Here is a 14,375-nt window from a genome sequence, read left to right on the forward strand (position 1 = left end):
TATATGAGAAGTAATACATTACATAGAACATGGAAACCTTTTTTGTGGATTGCAATGGTTTTCTTCACCTTCAATCTAGGATATAGCCAATCGGTAAGCGAAGAGAAAATGGGAAATCTGAGTTTTATGATCGGAGAATGGATTGGTACATCCAGTATTTTTCAAAAAGATAGTATTGTAAAAGTACCCGCATATGAAAAGGTAGCGTACAAACTGGATAAAAATATCATTACTATTGACTTGAAATCTCAGTCACTGCAATTACATACGGTAATCCATTATGATGAAAAGGAAGGATCTTATTATTATACACCATATTCCAAAGGAAGAGGAGGTAAGAAATACAAAGGAATTTATCAGGATGGAAAATTCATTGTTGCTTTTAGCCAAAGTAAAAGAATCGTTTTTGGGTTAACTGAAGAAGGGCATTTTATAGAATATGGAGAACAACTCAAAAACGGAGAGTGGCAAAAATATTTTGAAGACATATTGCAAAAAGCACCATAGCATTTGTATCTATTGAACATTTCTAGTATTATAAGCTACAAAAGGATAAGCATATTAGAATGTTTATCCTTTTTTGTATAGTAATCATGGATTATAATACATCAATTTTTTCTGTTTCGCCTTGAGTAGTTTATGATTTGTTTTTACAATACTGTTGATTCCAAAAAGGAGGATCAAGGTAATCCCTACAAATATTGGACCTTTGGGTACGTTAATTATTCCTTCGGTACCCAAAAAGAACTTGTAAGTAACAAAGGTTGTAATCAACCCAAGAAAGGAACAAGCGATAAGTACACTTTTGAAAGATCCTAAAAAGGATGCTTTTTTCAGTTCTTTTTCCGTGTCAATACGATGCATCAAATGGTTTAAAAAATCATCAGAGGTTGCTACCGTACTTTTGCTGATGATCTTTTTTAGTTCTTCTTCTTTCATAATAAATGTTTTAAATCAGGCCCTAATAATTGTTTTAACTCAAATAACATATTTTCTCTACCACGGTGTAAGTCTACTTTAATTTTGGAAGTCTTAAACCCCGTGATTTTTTCAATTTCTTTGATTTTTAATTCACTTAAATAGAACAAACGCAATAGCAAAGACTCATCTGGTCGTAGTCGTTCTAAAGCAAGGTTGATGTACTTTTTTTGATCTGCTTCATCAATACTACTTTTGTCGACTATTGGTATTTCTGCGGTTTGTTCATCCAGTGCAAAAGTGCTTTTCCGCTTTTTTAATTCATTATAGCTTGTGTTTACCACAATTCTATATAACCAGGTGGTAAAGGAAGATTTGAATTTAAAGGTATGTATTTTATGATACACCTTTACAAATACGTCTTGTAAGACGTCCTCTGCCAAATTGTGATCTTTCAGAATTGAAATAGCAAGAGATAGTGATACATCTTTATGCACATAAACAAGTTGTCTAAATGCCGATGCATCACCATCATTAATTTTACGGATTAACTCGTAATCTCTTTGTACTGGGCTATTTTTCAAGTCGCTTTCTGATAAAGTGTGCCAATACCAATCCACCTGCTGCGAATACCAAAATAGTACCCCATACCAATAAATCCATAGTGTCTTCAGTGATCTTCATCGTGGTAAAGATAGACGAGGTGAGTAGTCCGATACCAAGTCCAAATACAATACAACCAATATCAAGGTATTTGAATTTACTATTTTGTTGTTCTTGATAGATACCATGCTCCATCATGGTTTTTTTGATAAGGTATGTATATCGGGCTATAATAAATATTACAAGGATAATAGCTACTATGATTGATAGGATAGCTAAAAGTTCATTTAAACTGTTCATATTTTTGATTTTTTAATTTTTAAAAGTGTTCTCCTAATAGTTGTTCTATACTTTCTAACAGCGGGAATAAATTATTAGAATTCCCAAAGATTACAAAACCATATTCTTGTTTTGGTATGAACATGGCATATGCCTGAAAATCCTGATTATTCCCTGTATGCAAATGCATCAATCCGTTTGGAGTTGGTTTTTGCGCAAACCCAAGACCCCAACCCGTTTGTCCGGTTTCTTTTAATAATTTGTTGTCCGCTTTAAAATGATTGTGTTCTTTCAGCATTTCATCTCGGGTAGATGTTTGGATGTGTTTAGGATTCATCATTTCGATTAGAAATAGGGCGTAATCATGTGCAGTTGAGTGTAAACTAAACCCTGGACCTACTTTTTTGAATCTATTGATCTCTGGATTGACTTTGCCGTCAATATGCCCAATGGCCATATCTTTTTCGTAGATGGTGTCCCAAGTGTACAAGCTATGGAGCATTCCGATAGGTTTTGCGGCTTCCTTGATAAAAAGACTATCCAGTTTTTTACCCCATCCAAGACCTAATTTGGTACCAAAAGCAGCTCCCAGGTGTTGATACGCCTCACCCGAGTACGAAAATCCCGTTCCAGGTTCAAATGCAATTTTGATGGGTTTACCCTTTACCCAATTAGGGATTCCTGTTCCGTGAGATAGCACAATGCGTGGGGTTAGTTTTGCATAAGCTTCCATAGACTCGGGTGCAACAACGCCTTCAGGAAAAATTGCTTTTAGGTATGGGTAAAAGGGTTCGTCTAGATCTAATCGTTCTGTTTCTGCCATTTGCATCAAAAAATAAGCAAATAGAGGTTTAGACAAAGAAGCTGCTTCAAATACTGTGTTTTTGGTTACGGGCACCTTCGTTTTTAAACTTGTGACTCCAAATGCTTTGTTGTATACAATTTGATTTTGATTCACAATCGCGATAGAAACACCTGGTATACCAATAGAATCCATAGCTTTCTGTAGTTTCTGATCCAATTGTTGAGCTTGGATTTGTCTTCCATCGGGGACCTTAAACGAGGTCAGTTCTGATTGTCCAAAAGAGGAGCAATAACAGAGTACAAAAAGTACTAGAGTATATATTTTTAAAATATTCATGATGTCAAATTTTAATGTGATTAAAAAGTTCTTTGTGAATTCACGATCATTGGACAAAACGGAATTGAAAAAGGTTACAAAATAATTGTTTGCAACTAGATTTGCAGGTTTAATTATTTGTTTTCCAGTGATTAAGGTGTTTTTAAAAATAAAATGGATTAGGTTTTAGTAGAATGTTCTGTTTTATATATTTCGATTTTAATTACCTTTATAACACAAGGGAACTCGGTACTATTGAAATTCAACAACCGAAACCACCAATTGTGATCCAACAATTATATGAACAGGGATTTTATTCATATCAATGATTTTGTCATTTTGGTAGAAGAAGCGAGATCTAAGGTTACGACCGTAGATGCGTGCTATTTTGATGAACCTATAATTGCAGTAGCCTTTTATGGATCAGGTAATGTTGATCTATCGGTTACTTATAAAGAAAACCAAAAGGATTTTGTGTACACCAAAGGGTTGGCACTTTCTTTCTATGCAGATAAATTCGTAGAATTTAAACATACGGTTTCGGCTAACAAGAATTTGGAATGTATTGTGGTCGCCACCGCATTACGTCATCTTGAAAATTTACCAAATCAAGAAGGTGAAATTTTTACCGAGCTTCTTCAGGAATTGGTTCAACCTAAAGATCATTATGTCGAAGGACCAAGCTTTTTTATGACTCCAGAAATGGAACGTATCGTAGATGCTTTTTTTACGAATACCTATACGGGTAAAACAAAAATGATGTTTTATCGAAGCCAGATCACCGCTTTACTTTCTCATTTTTTTGGTCAGCTGGCTTTGCTAAAGGATAAAGAAGCAAAACCCAATCATCGGGATAAATTAAATCGGGTAAGGGATATTTTACGTTCTGACCTAGAGAATCCACCTACACTTACCGAATTATCTAAGCAAATTGGGATCAATACTACCAAACTTAAAAAAGAGTTCAAGGCAGTCTTTGGAGTTCCGGTCTTTAAATATCTTCAAAATGAACGATTAGATGCTGCTCATAAACTAATCAATGACAAAAAAGCTACTGTGCAAGAAGCTGCTTGGCAGGTAGGATATGATAGCTTAAGTTCTTTCTCTAATGCTTTTGCTAAAAAATTTGGGTATCGACCAAGTCAAATCAAGTAATTCACTTTTGGAACAAATCTTACTTCTTTTGGGATAAATAATCCCAGCACTTTCTTCAGAATTTTGCTTCATCGAATCACAAAAACTGTAAACGATGATAGCCGTACTCGAATATTTTCTAGGAACCATCACATTGTTCATGCCTTCTTCGGTTGAGGTTGAAGGCAACGCAACCGTTCAATCTTTTAGTCAAGGCAATTTACAAGTTGTAATTACTTCAGAAGTTGAATCCACCTTTAGGTCAATCACTGGAGAAAATTCTGTCACAATCATCTATAAAAATATCTAATTCAATAACAGCAAAAACTATTCTTATGGACATCACATTCAAATCTTTAGTATTACTCTTAAGTATTTTAGGCGTTGGATTAACGGCGGGACTTTGCTTTACCTGGTCCAATGCTATAACTACTGGCATTGGTCGATTGGATAATCTGGCATTTTTACAATCCTTTCAAGCCATGAACAGAGCCATTATCAACCCAAGCTTTTTGTTGGTCTTTTTTACTCCTTCGTTACTCCTTTTTTTGAACGTATATCTCCATAGAGACATGAATTCAAACATATTTTGGTCTTTTGTTATGGCGGCCTTATTGTTTTTTGTAGGAGTAGGCTTGGTTACCATATTTAAAAATGTACCTCTAAACGAAATGCTTGATAAAACTATTTTAAATCAAGCTTCAGCAAATCAATTAACAGATTTACGAACTGCTTTCGAAAAACCATGGAATCGTTGGCATATGATTCGTACTGTGAGTTCATTTACGGCATTTGCCCTATTACTCACAGGTATTTTATTTCATAAATAGTAATAATTAAAAACAAAAAAATGAAAACAGAAAACATTTTAGTTATCGGAGGAACCGGAAAAACAGGACGAAGAATAGTAAGCTTGTTAGAAGAGTTAGGTCACAATGTACGGATAGGCTCTCGGTCGGCAAATCCTTCTTTTGACTGGCATCAACCTGATAATTGGGCACAGGCGTTACGAGGAATGGAAAAGGTGTATATCACTTATCAACCTGATTTGGCCGTACCTGGAGCATTAAAAGCGATAGAACAATTGGTTCGAGAAGCTAAAAAAGCATCCGTAAAAAAATTGGTGCTTTTGTCAGGTAAAGGAGAACGAGAGGCAGAGTTGTGTGAGCAAGTGGTTATCCACTCTGGATTAGATTATACCATTGTTAGAGCGAGTTGGTTCAATCAAAATTTTAGTGAGAACTTTATATTAGAGCCTATTTTAGATGGGTTTGTTGCACTACCACAAGCTGAGGTTAAAATTCCTTTTGTGGATGCAGATGATATCGCTGAGGTAGCCGTAAAAGCACTTTTGGATAATATTCACAATGGAAATATTTATCAACTTACCGGATCTGAAACACTTACTTTTAAACAGGCGATCGATATGATTTCCAAAACGATTAATCGTCCGATAACTTTTGTTCCCATTACCGTTCAGGAATATGGTGATGGAATGCGTAAAGCCAATTTACCAGAAGACTTTGTTTGGTTGATCGAATATTTGTTTACCGAAGTATTAGGTAATCCAAAAAATGCTGAAATCACTAATGATATTGAAAAAGTATTAGGAAGAAAACCAATACGTTTTGAAGAGTATGTGGCAAATGCTGCAGCTACAGATGTGTGGAATGTAGGAGAACGTGTAGCATAGAACGGATATTAAAATCGGGGATAACTTAAACTAAAGCTATCCCCGATTTGATATGGTGATAAAGTTTTAAATAACGTTTATCTAGTGTTTATGGAATTACAAAGGAATATTCCCATGTTTTCTTTTCGGTTGATCTACCTCTTTGTTTTCAAGCATACTAAACGCTTTAATTAACTTTCTGCGTGTATCTTTTGGTAGAATAACTTCGTCAATAAATCCGCGTTGTGCTGCTCGATAAGGATTGGCAAATTTATCTGCATATTCTGCTTCTTTTTCTGCCAATTTAGCCTCAGGGTCATCTGCCGCTTTAATCTCTTTTCTGAAAATAATTTCACTGGCACCTTTGGCACCCATTACAGCAATCTCAGCCGTTGGCCAGGCAAAGTTAAGGTCAGCTCCAATATGTTTTGAGTTCATCACGTCATAAGCTCCACCGTATGCTTTTCTGGTAATTACAGTAACTCTTGGAACCGTAGCTTCGCTAAGCGCATATAGCAACTTGGCTCCATGAACGATAATTCCATTCCATTCCTGATCCGTACCTGGTAAGAATCCAGGAACATCTTCAAGTACCAAAAGAGGGATATTAAAACAGTCACAAAAACGAGTAAATCTAGCCGCTTTTTTCGAACTGTTTACATCCAACACTCCTGCCAAGAATAAGGGTTGGTTAGCTATAATTCCTATGCTTTTTCCGCCAAGACGTGCAAAACCAACAATGATGTTTTCTGCATAATCCTTGTGGATTTCATAAAATGAATCTTCATCAATAATTCCTTGAATTACATCATGCATGTCATAAGGCTTGTTCGGGTTGTCAGGTACAATAGTACTCAACTCCTCGCGAATCTCTTCTCCCGGTGTAAAAGGTAGTGCTTCTGGAAACTCAGCATTACTCTGTGGTAGATAGCTTAAAAGTTTCTTCACATCTTCGAGACATTCAATGTCGTTTGCAGAAGTCACATGAGCTACTCCAGATTTTGTTGAGTGCGTACTCGCTCCTCCAAGTTCTTCAGAAGTAACCTCTTCATTAGTAACTGTTTTTACGACGTTTGGTCCGGTTACAAACATGTAACTGGTGTCTTCTACCATCATCGTAAAATCTGTCATAGCAGGAGAATATACTGCTCCACCTGCACAAGGACCCATAATGGCAGAGATTTGAGGAATTACTCCAGATGCTTGTACATTGCGATAAAATATATCGGCATATCCACCCAGAGATCTTACTCCTTCTTGAATTCGTGCTCCACCAGAGTCATTCAAACCTATCATAGGTGCTCCTACTTTTACAGCAAGATCCATGATTTTACATATTTTTTCAGCATGAGTTTCAGATAAAGCTCCACCAAAAACGGTAAAATCCTGTGCAAAAACATAAACCAATCTACCGTTTACGGTTCCGTATCCAGTAACCACACCGTCTCCATAATAGATTTCTTTTTCCATTCCGAAATCTGTGGTTCTATGGGTAACGAGAATGCCAATTTCTTCAAAAGATCCTTCGTCCAGTAAATAAGCGATACGTTCTCGAGCGGTTAACTTTTTCTTTGCGTGTTGCTTTTCGATACGTTGTTCACCTCCGCCTAGTTTTGCCAGAGCAACTTTTTCTTGTAATGTTTTAATCTTGTCGTCCATAAATTAATGCGTTGGGATACGTAACGTTTTTTGGTCTTTAATATATTGTTTCATGGCTACGATAGCCGCAATTTTAGCTTCTTGCGCTGCCGCAGCTTCAATCTTGTCTGCCGAATAGTATTTTTTTACAAAGTGGGTGTCGAAGTTACCAGAAGTAAAAGCTTCGTGTTGACAAACAAACTTTCCAAAAGGAAGAGTGGTTTGTACACCTTCTACTTTGTATTCATCAATGGCTCTGATCATCAATTGTATGGCTTCTTCTCGGGTATTGCCATAGGTGATCAATTTTGCCAGCATAGGATCGTAGTAAATAGGAATATCCATGCCTTCTTCAAAACCGTTATCCACTCGGATACCTTCTCCTTCAGGAATTTGATAAACATCTAAATGCCCGACGCTCGGTAAAAAGTCGTTTAGCGGATCTTCGGCATACACTCTTAGTTCCAGTGCATGTCCTGTAATAGTTAGATCTTCTTGGGTGATAGGAAGCTGTTCTCCACGAGCAACTTTAATCTGTAGTTCTACCAGATCAACACCAGTGATCAACTCCGTTACCGGGTGCTCTACCTGAAGACGAGTATTCATTTCCAGGAAATAGAAGTTATGATTTTCATCTAATAAAAACTCTACGGTTCCTGCTCCCAAATAATCACAAGCTTTGGCTACTCGTACAGCCGCTTCTCCCATTTGGGTTCTTAGCTCTGGGCTAAGTACTGCAGATGGAGCTTCTTCTACTACCTTTTGATGACGGCGCTGTACACTACATTCTCTTTCGAATAAGTGAATAACATTACCGTGGCTATCTGCCATTACTTGTATTTCTATATGTCGAGGAGATCCCACGTATTTTTCAATAAAAACTGAACCATCTCCAAATGCAGATGTCGCTTCACTAATAGCTCGCTCCATTTGCGATTCCAGATCTTCTTCTTTTTCTACAACGCGCATTCCTTTTCCTCCACCTCCAGCAGACGCTTTGATCAGGATAGGAAACCCAATATCTTTGGCGATAACTTTTGCTTTTTCAACGTCGGTTATGGCTTCTTCAATACCAGGTACCATTGGGATATCGTATGCTTTTACTGCTTCTTTGGCAGCAAGCTTACTTCCCATCACTTGTATGGCTTTAGATTTTGGACCAATAAAAATCAGCCCATTCTTTTCAACTTCTTCGGCAAAATCTGCATTTTCACTCAAGAACCCATAACCTGGGTGTATGGCGTCTACATTAAGTTCTTTGGCAATTTCAATAATTTTAGATCCTAATAAGTATGATTGGTTAGACGGAGCTTCACCAACACATACCGCTTGATCTGCAAATCTCACATGAGGAGCATTTCTATCTACAGTAGAGTAAACAGCAACGGTTTTAATCCCCATTTTTTTAGCGGTTTTCATCACTCGTAAAGCGATTTCACCTCTATTTGCAACTAGTATTTTTTTCATAAGTTTATTCGAATTCAACTAATAATTGTCCTTTATCTACAGCATCTCCTTTTTGAATAGCTATAGATTTGATAGTACCTTCTCTAGGAGAAAGAATCACATTTTCCATTTTCATGGCTTCCAAAATTAAAAGAGGATCATCTTCTTTTACTTCTTGTCCGGGTTCAACATGGATGTCCAGTAACAAGCCTGGCATTGGTGCTTTGATAGCATTTACCTGTTTTGAAGATCCTAATGAGAACCCCATTGCTGCTATTTGCATATCCAAAGCGTCTGCAATGTTTACCTGGTAATCAGTATGATTCACTCTAACCGTATATGCTTTACGATTAAAATCAGATTCAATAACTTCAGTATGATAAGAAGTGTGATTGTCAATTACATGAAATTTGTTTTCTGTAGAAGACAAGGCATCGGTTGCATCGATGTCTTTTTTGGTAAACTCGAACTCGTGGGTTTGGTTCACCTTAACTTTATAAGTATCGCTCATATAAGGTTTCTTTTTCGGCGTTAAATATAGGTATTTAAAAGAACCATTTCTTAGAACGAATGCAAAATTATTCTCAATTTATTAGGGATATCATAATAAACCCTTTCGATTAGACCTAAAGAATAGGTCTTTGATAAAAAAATGCCTTTTTTGGATCAAATGAGATACGATTTTTAAAAATAGGATTCCGGTAATATAAGCATCTCCTGCAGCAGTATGTCTATCTTGTTTTTTAATGTTAAAAATTGCACTCAATTCGTCAAGAGAATAATGTTTGTTTTTATCAGGACATATTGTAGTTTTTTTGAACAAATCTCCGGTATCCAATACCTTGTTTTTTAACTTGGGTAAACTTAACCTTTTCAGGCAGGTATTAATCATACTGATGTCAAAGGCAGCATGATGAGCAACCAAAATAGCGCCTTTAATAAACTCTAAAAAAAACACTATGGCTTGTTTTTCTTCCACCCTTGTCATACTTCCTTCTTTTAGAATCCCATGAATTTCTGCGGTTTTTGGATTGTAAACATCTTGCTTTACATATAGTTCGAGGGTGTCACCAATATTCATGGTTTGCGAAGTAGCACCAATTGCTCCAATAGATAAAATGCGATCATTTTTGATGTGCAGTCCTGTTGTTTCGGTATCAAAAATTACAAATCGTGTAGTCTGCAAATGAAGTTTCTTTTTCGTGCGAAAATGATTGGCATAGTTCATCCAAAACTCTGGTAAAGATTTTTTCTTAGTCCATGGAAACATGATTATAATATTTGAGATAGATTAAATCGCACTTGTATGAGTTGTTGTATTTCTTTTATGGCCGTAAAACATCGTTTTAGTTTTAGTTTATCTTCTTTTGTGATAGATTTCAAATCAATAAATCGACCAGAAGTATTTTGTTGAAGACCATGAAGGGTTCTAAATTTTGTCAATACTTGAAAAGCAGTAATACAAGATAGATACAAAGTCTTATTTTGAGGTTCTATTTGGGCAAGCTTTTGATATCTTAGTACGGTATTGTTATGCTCTTTAAAATTATGGGATAAGACCAGTAATCGAGCGGCATCCACCAATGGCATTATTGCTCTGGATTTAATGTCAAATTGATCCTTGTGTTCTCCGCTGGACTCCACCAGAAATTGTCTAAAAAAACTTAGTGGAGGAGGGTTTTTTAATGCATCTAATCCGAGGAAATTCAGAAAAATATTATAGTTTTTGATAGATTCGAAAATACTTTCAGAAAGTTCTTTGACCAACGAATTATCTCCATAAACAAAATCATAATCAAAAAAAATCGTGCATAACATAATTTGATCCTTGTCGGGAGTTGTAATCCAATTGTGAAACTGTTGTTTCCATTGAGATACCGACAAACACCATTTCGGATTATTAGCCATCATTTCTGCTGGACAATACTCAAAACCTATCGTATTCAATTTGTGATTTATTTTAAGAGCAAGAGTGAGGAAATAGTTTTTGGTTTCGGTATACTTTTCTTCGGGAACGTCCTTAAAAATTAATGCGTTGTCCTGATCGGTAAGAAGTAGTTGCTCATTTCTACCTTGACTTCCTAATGCCAGGAATGTAAATTCGACTGGAGGGGGAGAATGCATTTCTGCTAAAGAAAGTAAAACTGCTTTTTCTATAACAGCTTTGTTTAGCACAGCAATGATCTTTAAAATGAAGGGAATAGGAATCTGTTGTTGCATGTATCCAAGAAGTAATTCTTGTATACCTTGGCGGATGTACTTTAGTTCTTGATCGGTACTACTGCGCTCTATAGCTTTGATGAGTACGGTAGGAGTATTGCTTTGTAAAACCACAATATCATGCTCTGATAAGATGCCAAGAAGCTTAGAATTAGCTGTACCATCTTCTGTGATACATAAATGCGAAATTTTGTGTTGTAGCATTGCGATTTGGGCTTCTGCTACAGTGATGTCTTTAGCAAATGCAATGACAGGCGAAGACATAATTTGATCAACATTGTCATCAATAGAAAAAGCCCCAGTAGCGACCTTAGTTCGTAAATCTTTATCCGTTACAATACCTAAAGGTTTTTCAGCATCAGTTATAATAATAGAACCAATTTTTTTTGAGCTCATCACCTGGGCTGCTAATTTTATGGTAACATTTGGTAAGCATGTCACCGGATCTTTGGAATATGACACAGAATGAAGTTCGGTAAAATGTGTTTTACTTTGCTGAATGTTCTCTACCTGATTTTCCAGAAAATCAATGTTCTCATGAGCATAAGGATTCCTAATATTGGAGACAAAGCTCGCTAATAAATATTTATTGGCCTTTGCATTGATGGTAATGTTGTTTTCAAGAAGTTCTGAAGAAATACAGTATATGATGCTTTCTTCTATGGCTTCTGCGTTCAATATATAATGCCCTTTTCGTATAAGTGCGCGAAGTCCAAAAATATCACCTTCATCACATTGATCTACCAAGACCTTATCTTTATTTCTAAAAATACCAATAGCACCATCTTTTACTACATAAAAATGATCGTGGACTTCCTCATCGGTAGTAAAAACATTTTCATTCTTTGGGATATATCGTATGGTTACATTTCTCGATATAATTTCCAAATCTTTGCTTTCAAGACAATCAAAGGGTGGAAAATCCTTCAAAAAATCGAAAACTCTTTCAGCTATTGTATTTTTCATGCTATCAATGTATTCAAAAAGCAATGGTCTTTTTATGAGGATTATCATGTTTTGAAGGATAGTTGATCTTACTTCTAATTTCTTGACTCACTGAATTTTGAAAAAGAAAGACTTTAATATTTATATTTACAGATTGTAAATTGTGATTTTATAACTCATGTCAATTCTAGAAGGTTACGTAATCGGTTTGGGAATGGTGATCTTTATAGGTCCTGTTTTCTTTTTGTTACTTAATAGTAGTCTTCAGTCGGGAGTGAAGGCAGGTGTGGCGGTTGCCTTGGGGATCATAGTAAGTGATATCATCTGCGTTGCATTGTGCTATTATGGCCTTTCTTCGGTTATTACTATTGAAAAGAATCAATTCTGGATTGGAGTTGTAGGAAGTATCATTATTCTAATTTTGGGTATAAGCTATTTGCTGAAGAAAGCAGAGATTACTTCTGAAATGACGGCTAGCTCAATGAATCTTAGAGCTTTTTTCTTAAAAGGATTTAGTGTTAATTTCTTCAATCCTTTTGTTTTTGTGGTTTGGATTAGCGCTTTTAATTATGGGAAACATAAGTATCCAGAGCGCTATTCTTTACTATTGTTTATGACTTTTATTTTGTTGGGGATTTTAACTACTGATTTATTAAAAGTGTTTTTATCCAAAAAAGTCAAGCGATTTATTTCACTCAAAAGACTAACTATCTTTTTTAGACTCACTGGTGTTATTCTTATTTTGTTCTCTATCAGATTGCTATACCTGGTTTGGTAAACGGGTACAAATTAGATTTACTTATATTTGAGTAACAACATTTAATACTAATCAATATGGAATTTAATTTTCTGATTACCGCCTTGGCGGCTCTGATCCCCATGATTTTAGGATTTATATGGTATAATCCCAAAGTATTCGGAACAGCATGGATGAATGCATGCGGATTTACCGAAGAAGATTTGAAAGGAGGAAATATGGCACTTATTTTTATCCTTAGTTATGTATTTAGTTTTTTCCTGGCTTCGATACTTTCAGGGATGGTAATACATCAATATAGTTTTTTCTCTAGTCTAATGGCAGATCCTACATGGAATGAAGCAGGTTCCGAAACATATAAGTTTTCACAAACTTATATGGAAAACTACGGACAAAATCACAGGAGTTTTGGCCATGGAGTACTGCATGGTGTAATTGTAGGACTGTTCTTTGTGTTACCGGTTTTAGGAACTAATGCAATGTTTGAAAGAAAAGGGTTTAAATATATAGCAGTGAACGTCGGCTATTGGACAGTATGTTTGGCTATTATGGGTGGCGTTATTTGCCAGTTTGCTTAAAATACATCCAACATAAAAATATAAGCCTGAATTTTTCAGGCTTTTTTTATGATTTGTTTCCAAGGACTCTATCCCATAATTTGCTTAATAATGGAGAGGCTTCTTCAACTTCACGAGCTCGTTCTTTTGCCTGCAAGTTTCCCTCTTTATCATAATAGAGTTCGTAACTAAAAACAAAACGCTCTGCTTGATCACCAATACCCAAGGTTCCAAATCGCAGATCGTTGAAATAGGTTTTGTCATCTCTCTTTTCAATAGTATACCAACCTTCAGAAAGTTTGATCAATCTTGGGATAAGAGGATCATTTTTCATTTCACCAAGTAGATGATGGTTCTTTGGGAATTCTGAAAAGTCAATAATATCATCTTCATCCAATAGTGAATGATAGCCTATCAAAAATGAATCCTGAGTTTCAATATTAGCCGTCCACAAGATGGTGTTAAGTGGAGTAGGGCGTGTTTGAATTTCGTTATACTGAATATGTTGATTTTGCAGACTATTCGAAAAGTTAGCTCTGGCATTTTGCTGAAGCACAAGGGTAGTGAGCATATAGAAACTACTGAGGTACAGTCCCAAATTATTATATCTTTTTCGTTTGGGATGTGTTCTTTTGTAGAACATTGCTATGATCACACAGATTAAAAAAGGGACAGTATATAGGGGATCAGCAACAAAGATATTGTTGAAGGCAACCTTATAATCAAAAGGCCAAAAGAGTTGTGTGCCCCAGGTGGTAAACGCATCTAGGATAGGGTGGGTAAACAATCCCCAGAACATGAGTTTACTCCAATCTTTCCAATCAGCTTCTTTGTTTTTGTATAGTTTGGCAATGATCCACCCAAAAATAGGGGCCATTAGGATACTGAAAAGAATAGAATGCGAGAATCCACGGTGTAATTCATTAGCAGTCACATTGTCCACAAAAAAGTTGGCGATCACATCCAAATCTGGAATGGTTCCTGCAACAGCTCCCCAAAACATGGCTTTGTTTCCTACTTTTTTACCCAGTGTTGCTTCGCCAACTGCTGCGCCCAATACAATTTGAGTTAAAGAATCCATAGTTG

Annotated in this window: 17 protein-coding genes; 7 read left to right on the forward strand and 10 right to left on the reverse strand. The window is 36.0% G+C overall.

What is annotated here, in order from left to right; genetic code table 11:
- Window positions 1–3 precede the first annotated feature (3 nt).
- The gene (locus tag BUE24_RS12815; RefSeq protein WP_073316423.1) at window positions 4–507 is read left to right on the forward strand and encodes a hypothetical protein; all 504 of its coding nucleotides are present in this window, start codon (window positions 4–6) and stop codon (window positions 505–507) included.
- 84 nt (window positions 508–591) lie between these two features.
- Here the strand turns inward: BUE24_RS12815 and BUE24_RS12820 are convergent, their stop codons facing one another.
- From BUE24_RS12820 to BUE24_RS12835, 4 genes are read right to left on the reverse strand one after another with little or no spacing between them, the layout of a single operon-like run.
- Window positions 592–939: a hypothetical protein gene (locus BUE24_RS12820; protein ID WP_073316424.1), complete on the reverse strand. Its 348-nt coding sequence runs from the start codon at window positions 937–939 to the stop codon at window positions 592–594.
- On the reverse strand, window positions 936–1,502 hold the full coding sequence (locus BUE24_RS12825) for an RNA polymerase sigma factor (RefSeq protein ID WP_084549517.1): 567 nt from the start codon (window positions 1,500–1,502) through the stop codon (window positions 936–938). Before BUE24_RS12825 ends, BUE24_RS12820 begins: the two co-directional genes overlap by 4 nt.
- Complete coding sequence (locus BUE24_RS12830) at window positions 1,492–1,821, reverse strand: hypothetical protein (RefSeq protein ID WP_073316425.1); 330 nt, start codon at window positions 1,819–1,821, stop codon at window positions 1,492–1,494. Before BUE24_RS12830 ends, BUE24_RS12825 begins: the two co-directional genes overlap by 11 nt.
- Window positions 1,822–1,840: 19 nt before the next feature.
- Entirely contained in the window at window positions 1,841–2,941 is a 1,101-nt protein-coding gene (locus BUE24_RS12835) for a serine hydrolase domain-containing protein (protein ID WP_084549519.1), read from the reverse strand.
- Window positions 2,942–3,220: 279 nt separating this feature from the next.
- Between BUE24_RS12835 and BUE24_RS12840 the strand changes: the two genes are divergently transcribed.
- The 4 genes from BUE24_RS12840 to BUE24_RS12855 all read left to right on the forward strand — a co-directional run bounded on the left by BUE24_RS12840 (window position 3,221) and on the right by BUE24_RS12855 (window position 5,747).
- Window positions 3,221–4,075 carry a helix-turn-helix domain-containing protein gene (locus BUE24_RS12840; RefSeq protein ID WP_073316426.1) on the forward strand — a complete coding sequence of 285 codons (855 nt, stop codon included), beginning with the start codon at window positions 3,221–3,223 and terminating at the stop codon, window positions 4,073–4,075.
- Window positions 4,076–4,169: 94 nt separating this feature from the next.
- Window positions 4,170–4,364 carry a hypothetical protein gene (locus BUE24_RS12845; protein WP_073316427.1) on the forward strand — a complete coding sequence of 65 codons (195 nt, stop codon included), beginning with the start codon at window positions 4,170–4,172 and terminating at the stop codon, window positions 4,362–4,364.
- 25 nt (window positions 4,365–4,389) lie between these two features.
- Window positions 4,390–4,884, forward strand: coding sequence for an anthrone oxygenase family protein (locus BUE24_RS12850; protein WP_073316428.1), 495 nt, complete (start codon window positions 4,390–4,392; stop codon window positions 4,882–4,884).
- Between the two features lie 20 nt (window positions 4,885–4,904).
- Complete coding sequence (locus tag BUE24_RS12855; protein WP_073316429.1) at window positions 4,905–5,747, forward strand: NmrA family NAD(P)-binding protein; 843 nt, start codon at window positions 4,905–4,907, stop codon at window positions 5,745–5,747.
- A 96-nt stretch (window positions 5,748–5,843) separates the two neighbouring features.
- Here BUE24_RS12855 and BUE24_RS12860 read toward each other — a convergent pair whose 3' ends face one another.
- The 5 genes from BUE24_RS12860 to BUE24_RS12880 all read right to left on the reverse strand — a co-directional run bounded on the left by BUE24_RS12860 (window position 5,844) and on the right by BUE24_RS12880 (window position 11,996).
- Complete coding sequence (locus BUE24_RS12860) at window positions 5,844–7,385, reverse strand: acyl-CoA carboxylase subunit beta (RefSeq protein WP_073316430.1); 1,542 nt, start codon at window positions 7,383–7,385, stop codon at window positions 5,844–5,846.
- Between the two features lie 3 nt (window positions 7,386–7,388).
- Window positions 7,389–8,831 carry an acetyl-CoA carboxylase biotin carboxylase subunit gene (accC, locus tag BUE24_RS12865; RefSeq protein ID WP_073316626.1) on the reverse strand — a complete coding sequence of 481 codons (1,443 nt, stop codon included), beginning with the start codon at window positions 8,829–8,831 and terminating at the stop codon, window positions 7,389–7,391.
- A 4-nt stretch (window positions 8,832–8,835) separates the two neighbouring features.
- The gene (locus tag BUE24_RS12870) at window positions 8,836–9,321 is read right to left on the reverse strand and encodes an acyl-CoA carboxylase biotin carboxyl carrier protein subunit (protein ID WP_073316431.1); all 486 of its coding nucleotides are present in this window, start codon (window positions 9,319–9,321) and stop codon (window positions 8,836–8,838) included.
- Window positions 9,322–9,411: 90 nt separating this feature from the next.
- A complete protein-coding gene (locus BUE24_RS12875) occupies window positions 9,412–10,080 on the reverse strand; it encodes a 3'-5' exonuclease (RefSeq protein ID WP_073316432.1) in 669 nt (222 codons plus the stop codon).
- A 2-nt stretch (window positions 10,081–10,082) separates the two neighbouring features.
- Window positions 10,083–11,996, reverse strand: a complete 1,914-nt coding sequence (locus tag BUE24_RS12880) for a DUF294 nucleotidyltransferase-like domain-containing protein (protein WP_073316433.1) — start codon at window positions 11,994–11,996, stop codon at window positions 10,083–10,085.
- A 157-nt stretch (window positions 11,997–12,153) separates the two neighbouring features.
- On the opposite strand from BUE24_RS12880, the gene BUE24_RS12885 reads away from it, so the two are divergent.
- The gene (locus BUE24_RS12885; protein ID WP_073316434.1) at window positions 12,154–12,753 is read left to right on the forward strand and encodes a LysE family translocator; all 600 of its coding nucleotides are present in this window, start codon (window positions 12,154–12,156) and stop codon (window positions 12,751–12,753) included.
- A 56-nt stretch (window positions 12,754–12,809) separates the two neighbouring features.
- The gene (locus tag BUE24_RS12890) at window positions 12,810–13,310 is read left to right on the forward strand and encodes a DUF1761 domain-containing protein (protein WP_073316435.1); all 501 of its coding nucleotides are present in this window, start codon (window positions 12,810–12,812) and stop codon (window positions 13,308–13,310) included.
- A 46-nt stretch (window positions 13,311–13,356) separates the two neighbouring features.
- Here BUE24_RS12890 and BUE24_RS12895 read toward each other — a convergent pair whose 3' ends face one another.
- Window positions 13,357–14,370: a metal-dependent hydrolase gene (locus BUE24_RS12895; RefSeq protein ID WP_073316436.1), complete on the reverse strand. Its 1,014-nt coding sequence runs from the start codon at window positions 14,368–14,370 to the stop codon at window positions 13,357–13,359.
- Window positions 14,371–14,375: the final 5 nt, after the last annotated feature.

This window comes from Aquimarina spongiae (assembly GCF_900141785.1).
Lineage (GTDB): Bacteria > Bacteroidota > Bacteroidia > Flavobacteriales > Flavobacteriaceae > Aquimarina > Aquimarina spongiae.

What these genes read in the sequence shown, in the direction of transcription:
- BUE24_RS12815 (WP_073316423.1), top strand. Translation starts at nt 4, where the DNA reads ATGAGAAGTAATACATTACATAGAACATGGAAACCTTTTTTGTGGATT.
- BUE24_RS12820 (WP_073316424.1), bottom strand. Translation starts at nt 939, where the DNA reads ATGAAAGAAGAAGAACTAAAAAAGATCATCAGCAAAAGTACGGTAGCA.
- BUE24_RS12830 (WP_073316425.1), bottom strand. Translation starts at nt 1,821, where the DNA reads ATGAACAGTTTAAATGAACTTTTAGCTATCCTATCAATCATAGTAGCT.
- BUE24_RS12835 (WP_084549519.1), bottom strand. Translation starts at nt 2,941, where the DNA reads ATGAATATTTTAAAAATATATACTCTAGTACTTTTTGTACTCTGTTAT.
- BUE24_RS12840 (WP_073316426.1), top strand. Translation starts at nt 3,221, where the DNA reads ATGAACAGGGATTTTATTCATATCAATGATTTTGTCATTTTGGTAGAA.
- BUE24_RS12845 (WP_073316427.1), top strand. Translation starts at nt 4,170, where the DNA reads ATGATAGCCGTACTCGAATATTTTCTAGGAACCATCACATTGTTCATG.
- BUE24_RS12850 (WP_073316428.1), top strand. Translation starts at nt 4,390, where the DNA reads ATGGACATCACATTCAAATCTTTAGTATTACTCTTAAGTATTTTAGGC.
- BUE24_RS12855 (WP_073316429.1), top strand. Translation starts at nt 4,905, where the DNA reads ATGAAAACAGAAAACATTTTAGTTATCGGAGGAACCGGAAAAACAGGA.
- BUE24_RS12860 (WP_073316430.1), bottom strand. Translation starts at nt 7,385, where the DNA reads ATGGACGACAAGATTAAAACATTACAAGAAAAAGTTGCTCTGGCAAAA.
- accC (WP_073316626.1), bottom strand. Translation starts at nt 8,831, where the DNA reads ATGAAAAAAATACTAGTTGCAAATAGAGGTGAAATCGCTTTACGAGTG.
- BUE24_RS12870 (WP_073316431.1), bottom strand. Translation starts at nt 9,321, where the DNA reads ATGAGCGATACTTATAAAGTTAAGGTGAACCAAACCCACGAGTTCGAG.
- BUE24_RS12875 (WP_073316432.1), bottom strand. Translation starts at nt 10,080, where the DNA reads ATGTTTCCATGGACTAAGAAAAAATCTTTACCAGAGTTTTGGATGAAC.
- BUE24_RS12880 (WP_073316433.1), bottom strand. Translation starts at nt 11,996, where the DNA reads ATGAAAAATACAATAGCTGAAAGAGTTTTCGATTTTTTGAAGGATTTT.
- BUE24_RS12885 (WP_073316434.1), top strand. Translation starts at nt 12,154, where the DNA reads ATGTCAATTCTAGAAGGTTACGTAATCGGTTTGGGAATGGTGATCTTT.
- BUE24_RS12890 (WP_073316435.1), top strand. Translation starts at nt 12,810, where the DNA reads ATGGAATTTAATTTTCTGATTACCGCCTTGGCGGCTCTGATCCCCATG.
- BUE24_RS12895 (WP_073316436.1), bottom strand. Translation starts at nt 14,370, where the DNA reads ATGGATTCTTTAACTCAAATTGTATTGGGCGCAGCAGTTGGCGAAGCA.